At 73.8% G+C, this 13,635-nt stretch carries 13 protein-coding genes and 1 other RNA gene; 9 read left to right on the top strand and 5 right to left on the bottom strand.

Going from position 1 to position 13,635, the window contains the following annotated elements; translation table 11 throughout:
• Nucleotides 1–334 precede the first annotated feature (334 nt).
• The 3 genes from ACFZDL_RS10505 to ACFZDL_RS10515 are packed head-to-tail and all read left to right on the top strand — an operon-like array spanning nucleotide 335 to nucleotide 3,323.
• Nucleotides 335–1,198 (top strand): MaoC/PaaZ C-terminal domain-containing protein, encoded by an 864-nt coding sequence (locus ACFZDL_RS10505; RefSeq protein WP_353595981.1) that lies wholly within the window; start codon nucleotides 335–337, stop codon nucleotides 1,196–1,198.
• A gap of 60 nt (nucleotides 1,199–1,258) precedes the next feature.
• Nucleotides 1,259–2,344, top strand: coding sequence for a Zn-dependent alcohol dehydrogenase (locus ACFZDL_RS10510; protein ID WP_353595980.1), 1,086 nt, complete (start codon nucleotides 1,259–1,261; stop codon nucleotides 2,342–2,344).
• A gap of 31 nt (nucleotides 2,345–2,375) precedes the next feature.
• Nucleotides 2,376–3,323, top strand: a complete 948-nt coding sequence (locus ACFZDL_RS10515) for a 3-oxoacyl-ACP reductase (protein ID WP_353595979.1) — start codon at nucleotides 2,376–2,378, stop codon at nucleotides 3,321–3,323.
• Nucleotides 3,324–3,439: 116 nt separating this feature from the next.
• Here the strand turns inward: ACFZDL_RS10515 and ACFZDL_RS10520 are convergent, their stop codons facing one another.
• On the bottom strand, nucleotides 3,440–3,610 hold the full coding sequence (locus tag ACFZDL_RS10520) for a hypothetical protein (protein WP_353595978.1): 171 nt from the start codon (nucleotides 3,608–3,610) through the stop codon (nucleotides 3,440–3,442).
• 150 nt (nucleotides 3,611–3,760) lie between these two features.
• The gene (locus ACFZDL_RS10525) at nucleotides 3,761–5,473 is read right to left on the bottom strand and encodes a hypothetical protein (protein ID WP_391190881.1); all 1,713 of its coding nucleotides are present in this window, start codon (nucleotides 5,471–5,473) and stop codon (nucleotides 3,761–3,763) included.
• 217 nt (nucleotides 5,474–5,690) lie between these two features.
• On the opposite strand from ACFZDL_RS10525, the gene ACFZDL_RS10530 reads away from it, so the two are divergent.
• From ACFZDL_RS10530 to ACFZDL_RS10540, 3 genes are read left to right on the top strand one after another with little or no spacing between them, the layout of a single operon-like run.
• Nucleotides 5,691–6,593: a Nif3-like dinuclear metal center hexameric protein gene (locus ACFZDL_RS10530; RefSeq protein WP_353595977.1), complete on the top strand. Its 903-nt coding sequence runs from the start codon at nucleotides 5,691–5,693 to the stop codon at nucleotides 6,591–6,593.
• Nucleotides 6,590–7,333, top strand: a complete 744-nt coding sequence (locus ACFZDL_RS10535) for a C4-type zinc ribbon domain-containing protein (RefSeq protein ID WP_353596013.1) — start codon at nucleotides 6,590–6,592, stop codon at nucleotides 7,331–7,333. The genes ACFZDL_RS10530 and ACFZDL_RS10535 overlap by 4 nt, the downstream gene beginning before the upstream one ends.
• A 4-nt stretch (nucleotides 7,334–7,337) precedes the next feature.
• On the top strand, nucleotides 7,338–8,600 hold the full coding sequence (locus tag ACFZDL_RS10540) for a bifunctional RNase H/acid phosphatase (RefSeq protein ID WP_353595976.1): 1,263 nt from the start codon (nucleotides 7,338–7,340) through the stop codon (nucleotides 8,598–8,600).
• 51 nt (nucleotides 8,601–8,651) lie between these two features.
• Here the strand turns inward: ACFZDL_RS10540 and ACFZDL_RS10545 are convergent, their stop codons facing one another.
• Nucleotides 8,652–9,143, bottom strand: coding sequence for a hypothetical protein (locus tag ACFZDL_RS10545; protein ID WP_353595975.1), 492 nt, complete (start codon nucleotides 9,141–9,143; stop codon nucleotides 8,652–8,654).
• Nucleotides 9,144–9,294: 151 nt separating this feature from the next.
• On the opposite strand from ACFZDL_RS10545, the gene ACFZDL_RS10550 reads away from it, so the two are divergent.
• Complete coding sequence (locus ACFZDL_RS10550) at nucleotides 9,295–10,485, top strand: FAD-dependent monooxygenase (protein ID WP_353595974.1); 1,191 nt, start codon at nucleotides 9,295–9,297, stop codon at nucleotides 10,483–10,485.
• Nucleotides 10,486–10,497: 12 nt separating this feature from the next.
• Here ACFZDL_RS10550 and eda read toward each other — a convergent pair whose 3' ends face one another.
• Together eda and yaaA are read right to left on the bottom strand one after the other, a co-directional pair.
• Nucleotides 10,498–11,148 (bottom strand): bifunctional 4-hydroxy-2-oxoglutarate aldolase/2-dehydro-3-deoxy-phosphogluconate aldolase, encoded by a 651-nt coding sequence (gene eda / locus ACFZDL_RS10555; protein WP_353595973.1) that lies wholly within the window; start codon nucleotides 11,146–11,148, stop codon nucleotides 10,498–10,500.
• A gap of 251 nt (nucleotides 11,149–11,399) precedes the next feature.
• Nucleotides 11,400–12,197, bottom strand: a complete 798-nt coding sequence (gene yaaA / locus ACFZDL_RS10560; protein ID WP_353596012.1) for a peroxide stress protein YaaA — start codon at nucleotides 12,195–12,197, stop codon at nucleotides 11,400–11,402.
• Between the two features lie 163 nt (nucleotides 12,198–12,360).
• On the opposite strand from yaaA, the gene ACFZDL_RS10565 reads away from it, so the two are divergent.
• Nucleotides 12,361–12,939: a Uma2 family endonuclease gene (locus ACFZDL_RS10565; RefSeq protein WP_353595972.1), complete on the top strand. Its 579-nt coding sequence runs from the start codon at nucleotides 12,361–12,363 to the stop codon at nucleotides 12,937–12,939.
• 56 nt (nucleotides 12,940–12,995) lie between these two features.
• Nucleotides 12,996–13,401: RNase P RNA component class A (gene rnpB / locus ACFZDL_RS10570), an RNA gene on the top strand.
• Nucleotides 13,402–13,635: the final 234 nt, after the last annotated feature.

Raw genomic sequence — 13,635 nt, forward strand, 5'->3', positions numbered from 1 at the left:
GGTTACGGAAGCCGTCGGTGAGCAGGGCAGACCCGGTTGTCAGGGTCCGGCCGGTGACATTTGTCCCGGCCGGGCGCGGAGGGGCGGGCGCGGAGACCTGACAACCCGTCAGCAGTCTTCCCAGTGCGGGGGGATTGGGCTATACAAGGGCCATCGGCTAGAACGCGTTCCAGTGTCGATGTGTGGCTCCGCCGCGCGGGCTGCCGTACGCGCCCGCGCGAGCAAGGGCTTCGACCCGGCGCGGGTCGGCCGACCAGTGACGACCCCGGCGCGGCCGACGGTGCGGACGGGCGGGCCGGGGTCTTCCCCACCGTGGCGAGGAGTGCTCTCAGCAATGCCCATCGATGCCGCCAAGGCCGTCTCGGCCGAACCCCGGACGACGGCTCTCACCTGGGGCCACAAGGACATCCAGCTCTACCACCTCGGCGTGGGGGCGGGCGTCCCGGCCACCGACCCCGACGAGCTCCGCTACACCCTCGAGAGCAAACTGCACGTCCTGCCCAGCTTCGCCACGGTCGCGGGCGGCGGCATGGCGCTGGCCGGCGGGCTGAGCGCCCCCGGCATCGACGTCGACCTCGCCGCCGTCCTGCACGGCGGCCAGACCATCGAACTGCACCGGCCCATCCCGCTCGCCGGGGACGCCACCCAGACGTCCAAGGTCGCCGCCGTCCACGACAAGGGCAAGGCCGCGGTCATCGTGCTGCGCAGCGACGTCGCCGACGCGGACGGGCCGCTGTGGACCTGCGACACCCGCATCTTCGTCCGCGGAGAGGGCGGTTTCGGCGGCGACCGCGGGCCCGCCGACCGGATCGAGCCCCCCGCCCGCGAACCCGACCTGACCGTCGAACGGGCGATCCGCGAGGACCAGGCGCTGCTCTACCGCCTCTCCGGGGACTGGAACCCGCTCCACGCCGACCCCGAGTTCGCCAAGGTCGCGGGGTTCGACCGGCCGATCCTGCACGGCCTGTGCTCGTACGGGATCGCCCTCAAGGCCGTCGTGGACACCGCCCTGGCCGGGGACGTCGCCCGCGTCCGCTCGTACACCACGCGGTTCGCGGGGGTCGTCTTCCCCGGCGAGACGCTGCGCATCCGGATGTGGCGGGACTCCGGCGCGCCCGGCCGCGTCCAGGTGCTGGCCACGGCCGTCGAACGGGACGACGCGCCGGTCCTCACCGACACGCTCGTCGAGCACGACTGACGTCGCACGACCGATCAAGCAGACCTCGCACGGACGATCGCACGGACGAGAGGAGCCGCTGTGCGCGCAGCCGTACTGCACGAGATAGGGCAGGACAAGCTCGAAGTCCTCGACGACATGGAGGCGGTGGGCTTCGGCCCGGGCAAGGTCAGGCTGCGCGTCAAGGCCACCGGGCTGTGCCACTCCGACCTGTCCGCCATGAGCGGCGTCCTGCCCCAGCCCGGGCCCTTCGTCCCCGGGCACGAGGGCGCGGGCGAGATCGTCGAGGTGGGGGACGGGGTGACCGGCCTGAACCCGGGCGACCGGGCCCTGGTGTGCTGGCTGCCTGCCTGCGGCTCCTGTCCGGCCTGCGAGCGCGGCCAGTCCCATCTGTGCCTGACCGGCTTCATGAACGCCGGCACCCCCAACTTCAAGCGCCCCGGCGGAGCCCCGGAGGACATCTTCGGCTTCGCCGGGACCGGCACCTTCGCCGAGGAGGTCGTGCTGCCCGCGCAGTGCGCCGTGCCGATCCCGGACGATGTGCCGTACGACATCGCGGCCCTCATCGGCTGCGGGGTGACCACGGGGCTCGGCGCGGCCCTCAACACCGCCGAGGTCGAGGCGGGCTCCTCGGTCGCGGTCATCGGCTGCGGCGGCGTGGGCATCAGCGCGATCCAGGGCGCCCGGGCGGCCGGCGCCGCGCAGATCGTCGCCGTCGACCCGGTCGAGGCGCGGCGCACGGCGGCGCTGCGCTTCGGCGCCACGGAAGCGGTCGCGCCCGAGGACCTGGACGACGCCAAGAACCGCGTCACCTCGGGCGAGGGCTTCGACTACGTCTTCGAGGTCGTCGGCAGGTCCGCCACCGCCCGCACGGCCTACGAGGCGACGCGGCGCGGCGGCACGCTGTGCGTGGTCGGGGCGGGGGCGGTGGACGACTTCCTGCGGCTCAGCATGTTCGAGCTGTTCTTCGACGAGAAGCGGATCCTGCCCTCGCTGTACGGCGGCGGCGATGTGCTCCGCTCGTACCGGCGGGCCGTCGCCCTGTGGCGGGCGGGCCGGATCGACCTCGAAGGGCTCATCACCCACCGCGTACGGCTCACCGAGATCAACGACGCGCTGGACCAGATGCGGACGGGCGAGGCGCTGCGCACCTGCGTCCAGGTCTGACATTCGGACACGGAGCCCCGGGAGGACGTTCATGCCGAACACACCGCTGGCGGGCAAGACCGCGATCGTCACGGGCGCCGGGCGGGGCCTCGGCCGCGCCGAGGCGCTGGAACTGGCGCGCCTGGGCGCCAATGTCGTCGTCAACGACTTCGGCCGGCCCGGGCGCGACGGCTCGGGCGAGTCGTCGGCCGCCCCCGCCGAGGCGGTCGCGCGGGAGATCCGGGCGGCCGGCGGGCGCGCCACGGCCCACGTCGGGGACGTGGCCGACTTCGAGCAGGCGGCCGAGCTGGTGCGGCTCGCGGTCGACACCTACGGGGCGCTCGACATCCTGGTCAACAACGCGGGCATCCTGCGGGACCGGATGATCTTCTCGATGAGCGAGGACGAGTGGGACTCCGTCATCCGCGTCCATCTCAAAGGCCACTTCAACACCACCCGCTCCGCCGCCGCGCACTGGCGGGAGCGCTCCAAGGCGGCGGACGGCGGCCCGGTCGGCGGCCGGATCGTGAACACCTCGTCCGAGGCGTTCCTCGCCGGCTCCCCGGGCCAGCCGAACTACGCCGCGGCCAAGGGCGGCATCGTCGGGCTCACCACCTCCACGGCGGGGGCGCTGGCCAAATACGGCGTCACGGCCAACGTCATCTGCCCGCGCGCCCGCACCCGTATGACCGAGGACGTCTTCGCCGGCCTCGAACCCCCCGGCGACGGCACCCTCGACGCGCTCGCGCCCGAACACGTCGCCCCGCTCGTCGGCTACCTGGCGGCCCCGGAGGCGGCGGGCGTGAGCGGGCAGGTCTTCGTCGTCCACGGCGGGATGGTCGCCGTCCTGGAGCGGCCGAAGGTCGCGCTGAAGGTGGACACGGCGAAGGAGGCCTTCACCTTCGAGGAGCTGGACGGGGCGCTCACCCCGTACTTCGCCGGACGGCCCCGCGGGGAGACCTTCGCGGCGGTGGAGGTGCTGGGGCTCAAGCGGGCATAGGGTCGTCGACGCTCGAGCCAGGGTCTTTCGCCGGGGACGGCTGGCGGGCCACATGCGACGCGGGCCAGGACCCCGGCGGGGGCCTGGCCCAGCGGCGTGCGACGTCAGCCGGTTTTTCAGGACGCCGCCGTCTCGTCGGTGCGGCGGTGGCGGCCGTGGGGCGGGGCCTGGGTGTCGTCGGGCGCGGCCTGGCCGCGGTGCTTGCCGTGGGCTGTGGCGTCGGCTCCGGCCGCCGCGGCCGCCTGCTGCGGACGCGCCTCGGTGGTGTTGGTGCCGGTCTGGGACATGTGGGAAGTCACCCCGTCAAATCGCTGCGTACGGTGCGCCGGAGGCCGGCCACGAAGTCAACTCGCCACAACGTCAAGACGATGTCAGTACGTGCCACCCACGCCCCGCGGGTGGACGGAACGCACGGCTGCCGCAGCCCCCGCACGAGTCTAACCAGAGCGCCGATCTCGGACCCAGCGGGGTGGACGGGGCTGACGGGGCTGGGGGGACTGGGGGGACTCGCGGAGTTGCCCGGGGCGGGCGAGTGGTGCCTGCTGGAGCGGTACGGGGCGCGCGGCGGTGCCGGACTCCTGCCTGGGGGCGGGTTCGGGTACCAGCTCGGGTCTGAGCCGGTGGGCGGGCAGGCGCTCCGGCCCGTGCCCGATCGCGTGCCCGATCGCGTGCCCGATCCCGTGGCCGGGCTCCCGTACGGCGACGGCCGCCCGCTCCGGCGCGCGCTCCCGCTCGTGGGCCGAAGCGGCCGGTGTCCCAGGCGGCGGCCCGGAGCCCGGCCCCGCCCCGCGCCGGGGTTCCGTCGCCGCCTCAGGCCCGGGCCCCGTCTCGGCTCCGGACTCCGCCTCCGGGCCGGTCTCCTGCTCGACCCCGGCCCATGACCCCGTACCGGCCCATGGTTCGACCCCCGTCTCGTCCGCGGGGGTCGAGGACCCCGCCGCGGCCCGGGTCCACGACGCGATGGCGGCCCCCGCTGACAGGGATGGTGCCGGCGCCGGCGAGGCCGACGACCGCCCCGGCCCCACCAGCCCCATGGGCCGCGGCAGATCCAGGGACCCCGCCACGCGGTCCACCCGCGTGACCCGGGCGACCCGCGCCACCCGGGCCGGCTCCGGCGGCTCGGGCATCCGCAGCCGCGCCAGCCCGCACGGCACCTGGCCCGTCGCGTACGGCAGCCGCAGCTCGCCGTCACGGGTCCACAGGCCCGCGCCCGCCAGCCAGCCCTCCGGCGCGGGGAGTTGTTGCAGCCGCCGCTCGGACGGCCGCCACAGGCCCACCCACGGCCGCCCGGCGGCCGGGCCGTCGATGCGGAAGGCCACCGCGCATGCCTCCGGGGTCAGCACCTGCCCCGGCTGCACCGCGAAGGGTGTCGCCTCGGCCTGGGCGGACCGCAGACAGTCGGGGAACCTGACGGGGCGGGCGCTGCCCAGCACGCCCCACCCCAGCCGCTCGTCCCCGGGCGCGTCGGACCGTACGAGCAGCAGGCCGCTGTCCGGGTCGGCCAGCAGCAGCCGGTCGTCGCTGTCGTCGGTGATCTGCAGCAGCGGGCTGGTCTCGCCGCCCCGCCGCAGGTCGACGACGACGGTCTTGGTGCGGCCGTCGAGCCGCCGGTCGAGGGCGAGCAGCCGGCCCGTACGGTCCAGCCAGACGCCGCCCGTGCAGCGGCCGGGCAGCTCGGCCAGGTGCTGCGGCCCGAAGCCGCCGTGCACCAGCCACACCGAGGTGGACCGCTCGCCGTGGCCGAGCGCGAAGGCGAACGAGCCGCCGGGCGCCGGCGGCAGCAGGGACAGCTCGGCGCATTCGATGGCGCCCAGCGGCCGCTCGCCGGTGCCGGGGCCGGCCGGGTAGAGCAGGGAGAGGGTGTGGCGGCCGGCCACCCGGCGGCGGATCAGCACCTGCCCGTCGGCCAGGGGCAGCACCTCGCTGTCCGGCTCCTCGGGCTGGGCCGCGGGCAGCGGCACGGCGTACGGCTCGGGTCCGTCGAGCGTCCAGCGCTCGGGGAACCAGCGGCCCGCCTCGCCGCTGAGCGCGAGCCGGGCGCCGTACGAACCGTCCGCGGCGATCGTGAACGCCGCTCGGCGCCGGTGTGCGGTGCCCTGGGCACCGGTGGCGCCTGCGGCGAGCGCGGCATCGAAGGCACAGGCTGTCATCGTTCAGTCACCTCCGGCCACCCAACGTAGTTTTCGCACTCCCCGCCGAACATCGAAATCGGCTCGCTTCACACGTAAGTGTGTCTGTGCCCGATTCGCCTGAGAAGTCGCGCCGGGCTGTGCTGTACGCCGGGCCATCCGCCGGACCGCACGAGTGGTTGCCGTGAGTGAAGGCAGGGGCAAGGCTTGCGGGGGGTCCGGGAGGTAGCCTTGCCCCGTGCCCGCACTCTCTGACGTCCTCGCCGCACTCGACGCACTCTGGCCGCCCGAGCGGGCGGAGCAGTGGGACGCCGTCGGCACGGTCTGCGGGGACCCCGCCGCCGAGGTCGGCCGCGTCCTGTTCGCCGTCGACCCGGTCCAGGAAGTCGCCGACGAGGCGGTGGAGCTGGGCGCCGATCTGCTCGTCACCCACCATCCGCTCTATCTGCGCGGTACGACCACGGTCGCGGCCTCCACCTTCAAGGGCCGGGTGGTGCACACCCTGATCAAGAACGACATCGCGCTGCACGTCGCGCACACCAACGCCGACCGCGCCGACCCGGGCGTCTCCGACGCCCTCGCAGGCGCCCTCGACCTGCGGATCACCGGCCCGCTGGTGCCCGACCCCACCGACCCGGCGGGGCGCCGCGGGCTCGGCCGGGTCTGCGAGCTCGACCACCCCGTCGCGCTGCGGGACTTCGCCGAGCGCGCCGCGGCCCGGCTGCCCGCCACGGCCCAGGGCATCCGCGTCGCGGGCGACCCGGACCGGCTGATCCGTACGGTCGCCGTCTGCGGCGGCTCGGGCGACAGCCTCTTCGCCGAGGTGCGCGCGGCCGGAGTCGACGCGTATCTCACCGCCGACCTGCGCCACCACCCCGCCTCCGAGGCCCAGCAGGCCGCCGCGATGTCCCACGGCGGCGACGGCCTCGCGCTGCTGGACGCCGCCCACTGGGCCACCGAGTGGCCGTGGGTCGAGCAGGCCGCCGCACAGCTCGACGAGATCTCCGACCGGCACGGCTGGGGTCTGCGCACCCACATCTCCCGTACGGTCACCGACCCTTGGACCGCGCACGCGCCCGCCGCTCACGCGCCCACCACCGCTCACGTCCCGTCCACCACCACCCCTGGAGCCCCACGCTGAACGCCGCGCCCGCCGACCAGATCCGCCTCCTCGAGGTCCAGGCCCTCGACGTCCGGCTCTCCCAACTCGCCCACAAGCGCAAGACGCTGCCCGAGCACGCCGAGCTCGACACCCTGAACGCCGACCTCACCCAGCTGCGCGACCTCCTGGTGGCGGCACAGACCGAGGAGAGCGACACCGCCCGCGAGCAGACGAAGGCGGAGCAGGACGTGGACCAGGTGCGCCAGCGCGCCGCCCGCGACCAGAAGCGCCTCGACTCCGGCGCCGTGACCTCCCCGAAGGACCTGGAGAACCTGCAGCACGAGATCGTCTCCCTCGCCAAGCGCCAGAGCGACCTGGAGGACGTCGTCCTGGAGGTCATGGAGCGCCGCGAGTCCGCGCAGGAGCGGGTCACCGAGCTGACCGGCCGCGTCGAATCGCTGCAGGCCAAGATCGGCGACGCCACCGCCCGGCGGGACGCGGCGGCCGGGGAGATCGACGCCGAGGTGGTGACCGTCACCAAGGAGCGCGGGGTCATCGCCGGGACGATCCCCGCCGATCTGCTGAAGCTCTACGACAAGCTGCGCGAGCAGCAGGGCGGCGTCGGCGCGGCCCGGCTCTACCAGCGGCGCTGCGACGGCTGCCGCCAGGAGCTGGCCATCACCGAGCTCAACGAGGTGCGGGCGGCGGCCCCGGACGCCGTGGTGCGGTGCGAGAACTGCCGCCGCATCCTGGTCCGTACGCCTGAATCGGGGCTGTAGGCCGATGGCGCGCCGCTTCGTCGTCGAGGCGGACGGCGGCTCCCGGGGCAACCCGGGGCCGGCCGGCTACGGCGCGGTCGTCCGCGACGCGGAGACCGGCCAGGCCCTCGCCGAGGCGGCGGAGTACATCGGCACCGCGACCAACAACGTCGCCGAGTACCGGGGCCTGATCGCCGGGTTGCGGGCGGCACACGCCCTCGACCCGGAGGCCGGGGTCCAGGTCCGGATGGACTCCAAGCTCGTGGTCGAGCAGATGTCGGGCCGCTGGAAGGTCAAGCACCCCGGCATGCGCCCGCTCGCGGCCGAGGCCAGGGAGATCTTCCCGCCCGGGCAGGTGTCGTACGAGTGGATCCCGCGCGAGCGGAACAGGCACGCGGACCGGCTCGCCAACGCGGCGATGGACGCGGGCGCGCGGGGCGAGCAGTGGCGGCCGAGCACCGGAGTCACGCCGTCCGCCGACGACGCCCTCGAGGCGCCCGCGGAGACGGCGGCCCTGGACGGCGTCGGGAGCTCGGGCGCACCGGCCCCGGGCGCACCGGCCCCGGGCGTCGCGCCCGCCGAGACGACGGCCCCGGGTGTCGCGCCCCCGGCTGACGCGCCCGCCCGGACCGCACCCCCGGGGTGGGCCGTCCCGGCCGATCTGGGCACCCCCGCCACCTTCGTCCTGCTCCGGCACGGCGAGACCGCGCTGACCCCTGAGAAGCGCTTCTCCGGAAGCGGCGGCGGCGACCCCGAGCTCTCGCCCGTGGGCCGTCGCCAGGCCGAACTGGTGGCGGCGGCGCTGGCGGCGCGCGGCACCATTCAGGTGGTGGTCAGCTCGCCGCTCAGGCGCTGCGTTGAGACGGCCGAGGCGGTGGCGTCCCGCATCGGTGTCGACGTCCATGTCGAAGAGGGGCTGCGGGAGACCGACTTCGGGGCCTGGGAGGGCCTGACGTTCGCGGAGGTACGGGAGCGCCACCCGGACGACCTCCAGGCCTGGCTCGCCTCCTCCAAGGCGGCCCCCACCGGCGGCGGCGAGAGCTTCGCGGCGGTCGCCCGCCGGGTCGCGCTGACCCGCGACAAGCTCATCGCGCGCCATGCGGGCCGTACGGTGCTGCTGGTCACGCATGTGACGCCGATCAAGACCCTGGTCCGGCTGGCGCTGGGCGCGCCGCCGGAGTCGCTGTTCCGGATGGAGATCTCCGCGGCGTCGCTGTCGGCGCTGGCGTACTACGCGGACGGCAACGCGTCGCTGCGCCTGCTGAACGACACGACGCACCTGCGGTAGCCGTCAGTCCTGCTGTCAGTCCTGCCGTCAGTCCTGCCGTCAGTCCTGCCGTCAGTCCTGGGGAATGCCGGACTCGGCGCGGTCGGCGTCGATCAGGTCGGTGAGCAGGGCGACGGTGGCGGCGGCGATGTCCCGCAACGCGGCGTCGTCCCGCGGCGCGGCGTCCGGGACTGCTGACTCGCTCTCGAACGCACGCCGCACGGTCCGCGCCAGCAGGTCCGCACGCCGATCGGCGGCGCCTTCGGCCCGGAGAAAGCCCTCGAACGTCGCCTGGTAGGCGTAGCCGATCTCATCGACGCCCATGTCGTCGCGGAGCAGGCCGTGTTCGGCGAGCAGCTGGAAGTACTCGCCCGCCATGCGGGTGTGCCGCTCGTCGCGGGCGGTGTCCGGTGAACTGGTCAGCTTGCCGAGCAGGTCGGGGTCGTCCAGGAGGAACCCGCGCAGCAGCGGGCGGTCGGTGATGGCCAGGAAGTAGGCGCGCGCGAAGCGGTGCGGCAGACAGGTCCGCGGGTCCCGGCGCAGCGCCTGCCGCAGCTCGTCCATCGCGTGGTGCACCTCCCGCTCGAAGACCGCGCTGAACAGCAGCTCGCGGTTCTTCCAGTGCAGATAGACGGTGCCCTTGCCGATCTCGGCTGGTCATGGAGCCTGAGGCGGCGACCGGCCGCCCGGCGAAGCCCTGCGACAGGAGCGAGAGATGAGCGCCAAGGCCAACCCCACCGTCCTGATCTCCGGAGCCGGGATCGCCGGCACGACGCTTGCCTACTGGCTGGCGCGGCACGGATTCCGGCCCACGATCGTCGAGCGCGCGGCGGGCCTGCGCTCCAGCGGCAACCCGGTGGATGTGCGTGGCCCGGCCGTGGAGGTGGCCGAGCGCATGGGCGTCATGCCACGGCTGCGCCGGGCCCGCACCCAGGTGACGGCGATGAGCTTCGTCAACGGCTCCGGCCGTCAGGTGGGCCGGGTCAACATGCGGGCCCTGCGGCGGGCGTCCGACAGCCGGGAGGTGGAGGTGACACGCTCCGATCTGGCCGAGATCCTCTACGAGGCGAGCCGGGACTTTGCCGAGTTCCTGTTCGGCGACACCATGACCGCGCTACGCCAGAACGGCGACGGCGTGGACGTCACCTTCGAAAAGGCCGCGCCACGCCGGTTCGACCTGGTCATCGGGGCCGATGGGCTCCACTCGACGACCCGCCGGCTGGCCTTCGGGCCCGAGTCGGAATTCGTCCGCCACATGGGTCTGTACGTCGCGACGATGCCGCTCGACGGCCCGGCCGACAGCCCCCAGGACGTCGTCATCCACAACGCCCCCGGCCGGATGGCCTCCCTGCACCCCGTCCACGGCCGCGCCCTGGCGGCCTTCATCTTCCGCCACCCGGCGGTCGCGGGCTTCAACCACCGCGACCTCGCCCAGCACAAGCGGATCCTCGCCGACGCCTACGCCGACGACGGCTGGCGCGTACCCGAACTGCTGGACCGGGCCCACGCCGCCGAGGACCTGTGGTTCGACTCCGTCAGCCAGGTGCGGCTCAACTCCTGGGCGAACGGCCGTATCGCGCTGCTGGGCGACGCGGCCTCCTCCGTATCGCTGTTCGGCGACGGGTCCACCCTCGCCATGGCGGGCGCCCACACCCTCGCCGAGGAACTGGCCGCCACCCCCACCGACCCGCAGGCGGCCTTCGCGCGATACGAGACCAGGCACCGCACCCTGGTCGACCCCCGGCAGGGAAACGTCGCGACGGCCGCCGCGCTCATGGTCCCCGCGACCCGTGCGGGGGTCGCCGCGCGCAACATGGCCACTCGGCTGTGGCCGACCGTGGCGGCCGCGTCCTGGGTCCGTAACCGGATCACCCCGTCCCGCAGGCCCGCGTCGGCGCTCGCCTGACGGCGCCCGTCGTCAGTCGCGCAGAGCCGACGCCTCGCGGGCGAGTCCTTCAACCCGCGCCCAGTCGCGCGCCGCGACCGCGTCCGGCGGCAGCATCCATGTGCCGCCGACACAGCCCACGTTGGGGAGGGCGAGATAGCCCGGGGCGCGGGCGGCGTCGATGCCGCCCGTGGGGCAGAAGCGGGCCTGAGGGAGCGGGGAGGCGAGCGACCGCAGATAGGCCGTCCCCCCGGCCGCCTCCGCCGGGAAGAACTTCATCTCGGTCACCCCGTGCTCCAGCAGCGCCACGACTTCCGAGGCGGTCGAGACCCCCGGCAGAAACGGCACACCCGAAGCGCGCATCGCCCCCAGCAGCCGCTCGGTCCAGCCCGGGCTCACCAGGAACCGCGCCCCGGCCGCGATGGACGCCTCCACATGCTCGGGCGACAGCACCGTACCGACCCCGACGACCGCCTCGGGCACCTCCGCGGCGATGGCCCGGACGGCGTCGAGCGCGGCGGGGGTACGCAGGGTCACCTCGATCGCGGGCAGCCCACCCGCGACGAGCGCGCGGGCCATCGCCACGGCGTGGGTGGCGTCGTCGATGACGACGACGGGGATGACGGGGGCGAGGTCGAGCACGGAGGGCGTGGAGGAGGCAGCGGCGCTAGTCACACCGGCCATCCTGCCGCCGCCGGACACGTACCGCAACGATCGTTGCGCATGCTGCAATGGAGGCGGGACCCGCCACTCATGCAGACCAGAGGAGACATACGGGGTGCAGCTCGCGCAGGGCTGCCACTCCTGAGGCCGCGGGGCTGCCGCTCACGCGGAGCTACCGCTCACGCGGAGCTACCGCTCACGCGGGGCAACTGCTCACGCGGGGCAACTGCTCACGCGGGGCCGCCGCGCACAGCGCTATCCCGCTCAAGGACTTACAACTCGGTGACCACCACATCCACCCCCCAGCCCCGTCCGCGCTTGCCCGGTGCCGCGGCTTCCACGGTGTAGCCGAGCCCCCGCAGCGTCTCCACAAGTTCCTCGGGCCGGCCCGGCTCCGCGCCCGCCAGCAGCAGATCGCGTACCATCCGCCCCTTCGTCGCCTTGTTGAAGTGGCTGACCACCGACCGCTTCTCCACCCCGTCCACGATCTTCGACTGCAACACCCGCACGCTCGCCGTACGCTCCGCCACCTCGCCCTTCGGCTTCCACGCCGTGGCGTACGCCGCCGACCGCAGGTCCAGCACCAGCCCGTCCCCGGCCACCTCGGGCAGCACCTCGCTCATCGGCGCGCGCCAGAACGCCCCCAGCGCGCCGAGCCCCGGCAGCTTCACGCCCATCGAGCAGCGGTACGACGGGATCCGCTCGTCGATCCGTACGGCGCCCCACAGCCCCGAGAAGACCAGCAGCGACCGCTCCGCCCGGCGCCGGGCGGCGGCGGGCAGGGTCGCCAGCCCGAGCGCGTCGTACAGCACACCGGTGTAGATCTCCCCGGCCGGCCGCGTCCCGGCCTCCCGCAGCCCCGCGTTCTTCGCCACCTCGCCGCGCAGCCCCTCACTCAGCCCGAGCACCTCGGCGGCCTTCCCCACGTCGCCCGAGCACAGCGACACCAACTCATCGAGCACCGCCGCCCGCGCCTCGCCCAGCCCCGGCAGCGACAGCGCCCCCAGGTCCAGCGGGTCCCCCGACTCCGCCGGGGCCTTTCCCTCCGACGGCGGCAACAGCACGAGCACGGTCTTCTCTCCTTCGCTCCACGACTTCCGGGCGGCGAGCCCGTGGCAGCCTACGGCCCCGCGCGGGGGTGCCTGCGCCACGATCGAGTGAGGCATACGCCTTTTCGTGCGGTGCCGACCCTCTCGGCACCTACGGTGGCGGCGAGACAGGGAGGGGCGTGGCATGGGCGCCATGGCACATGAACCGTCCGCGCGGGAGGAAGTCCTGCTGGAGGGTTTCTTGGACCTGGGGACGCCGGAAGGCTACCGGGCCGAGCTGATCGAGGAGGAGATCGTTGTCACGGGGCCGCCTGAGGGGGACCATGAGACCTGCATCAGCCGGATCGTCGGGCAGGTGATCAGGAAGTCCGTCACCGACATGGACGTCTCCGGCCACAAGGGGCTCACGGTCCCGCGCGGCGGGCTGTGTGTACGCAATCATGTGATCCCCGACGTGACATTCGCCCCTGTTGAGCATGATCTCTTCCGGGGCGCCGAGTCCTGGATGCCGTGCGAGGGCGTCTGGATGGTCGTCGAGGTCACCTCGACCAAGCCTGACCGCGACCGGGAGGTCAAGCGCCACTGCTACGCGAACGGCGGCATCCCGCTCTACCTTCTCGTCGACCGCGAGAAGAGCTCGGTGACGTTGTTCAGCGACCCGGAGAAGGCCGATTACCGCGAGGTCGTCACGGTCTCCTTCGGCAAGTCGATCGACCTTCCCGCGCCCTTCTCCTTCCCCCTGGAGACCGCCGACTTCCTCTGACCCCCGCCGCTGTCCGGGCCACCGCGCGCCCCCGGTACCATGGTCACCACGGCGGACGAGCCGGCCGGGCGGTCGCGTCGGGGTCCTTCGGGGTCCCGCCGAGGAACGTCCGGGCTCCATACGGCAGGGTGGTGGGTAACGCCCACCCGGGGTGACCCGCGGGACAGTGCCACAGAAAACAGACCGCCGGGAGCCGCGAGGCTTCCGGTAAGGGTGAAACGGTGGTGTAAGAGACCACCAGCGTCCGAGGTGACTCGGACGGCTCGGTAAACCCCACCCGGAGCAAGGTCAAGAGGAGCCGCCACCCGGCGGCTCTGCGCGGACGATCGAGGGCTGCCCGCCCGAGTCCGCGGGTAGACCGCACGAGACCGGCGGCAACGTCGGTCCTAGATGGATGGCCGCCGCCCCGGGGGCCGTAAGGGCCCTGGGGAACAGAACCCGGCGTACAGGCCGACTCGTCCGCCGCTCTTTCTCTCCGCAGGCCAGAGGCCACTTTCTCCAGTTGAGCAAGCCGTCGCGGTCGAATCCAGGCCGAATGCGGAGCCCTTAGCTCCCGGAGTCCGCTCTCCAGGTCGCTGTGGTGCTCGCCGATGAGGCCGCCGCCATCTCGGCCGCAGCGAGTCCGGCCAGGAAACGCCCAGCTCAGCAGCGTGATCGAAAGAGTGACACCCTTCAGGGCAACCGGACGCCGCCGCA

The organism is Streptomyces sp. NPDC007917 (assembly GCF_042959105.1).
Taxonomy (GTDB): Bacteria; Actinomycetota; Actinomycetes; order Streptomycetales; family Streptomycetaceae; genus Streptomyces.

Bases quoted from the DNA above. Each gene is read 5' to 3' on its own strand.
- ACFZDL_RS10505 (WP_353595981.1), top strand. From the start codon at position 335: ATGCCCATCGATGCCGCCAAGGCCGTCTCGGCCGAACCCCGGACGACG.
- ACFZDL_RS10515 (WP_353595979.1), top strand. From the start codon at position 2,376: ATGCCGAACACACCGCTGGCGGGCAAGACCGCGATCGTCACGGGCGCC.
- ACFZDL_RS10520 (WP_353595978.1), bottom strand. From the start codon at position 3,610: ATGTCCCAGACCGGCACCAACACCACCGAGGCGCGTCCGCAGCAGGCG.
- ACFZDL_RS10525 (WP_391190881.1), bottom strand. From the start codon at position 5,473: ATGACAGCCTGTGCCTTCGATGCCGCGCTCGCCGCAGGCGCCACCGGT.
- ACFZDL_RS10540 (WP_353595976.1), top strand. From the start codon at position 7,338: ATGGCGCGCCGCTTCGTCGTCGAGGCGGACGGCGGCTCCCGGGGCAAC.
- ACFZDL_RS10545 (WP_353595975.1), bottom strand. From the start codon at position 9,143: ATGGACGAGCTGCGGCAGGCGCTGCGCCGGGACCCGCGGACCTGTCTG.
- ACFZDL_RS10550 (WP_353595974.1), top strand. From the start codon at position 9,295: ATGAGCGCCAAGGCCAACCCCACCGTCCTGATCTCCGGAGCCGGGATC.
- eda (WP_353595973.1), bottom strand. From the start codon at position 11,148: ATGGCCGGTGTGACTAGCGCCGCTGCCTCCTCCACGCCCTCCGTGCTC.
- ACFZDL_RS10565 (WP_353595972.1), top strand. From the start codon at position 12,361: ATGGGCGCCATGGCACATGAACCGTCCGCGCGGGAGGAAGTCCTGCTG.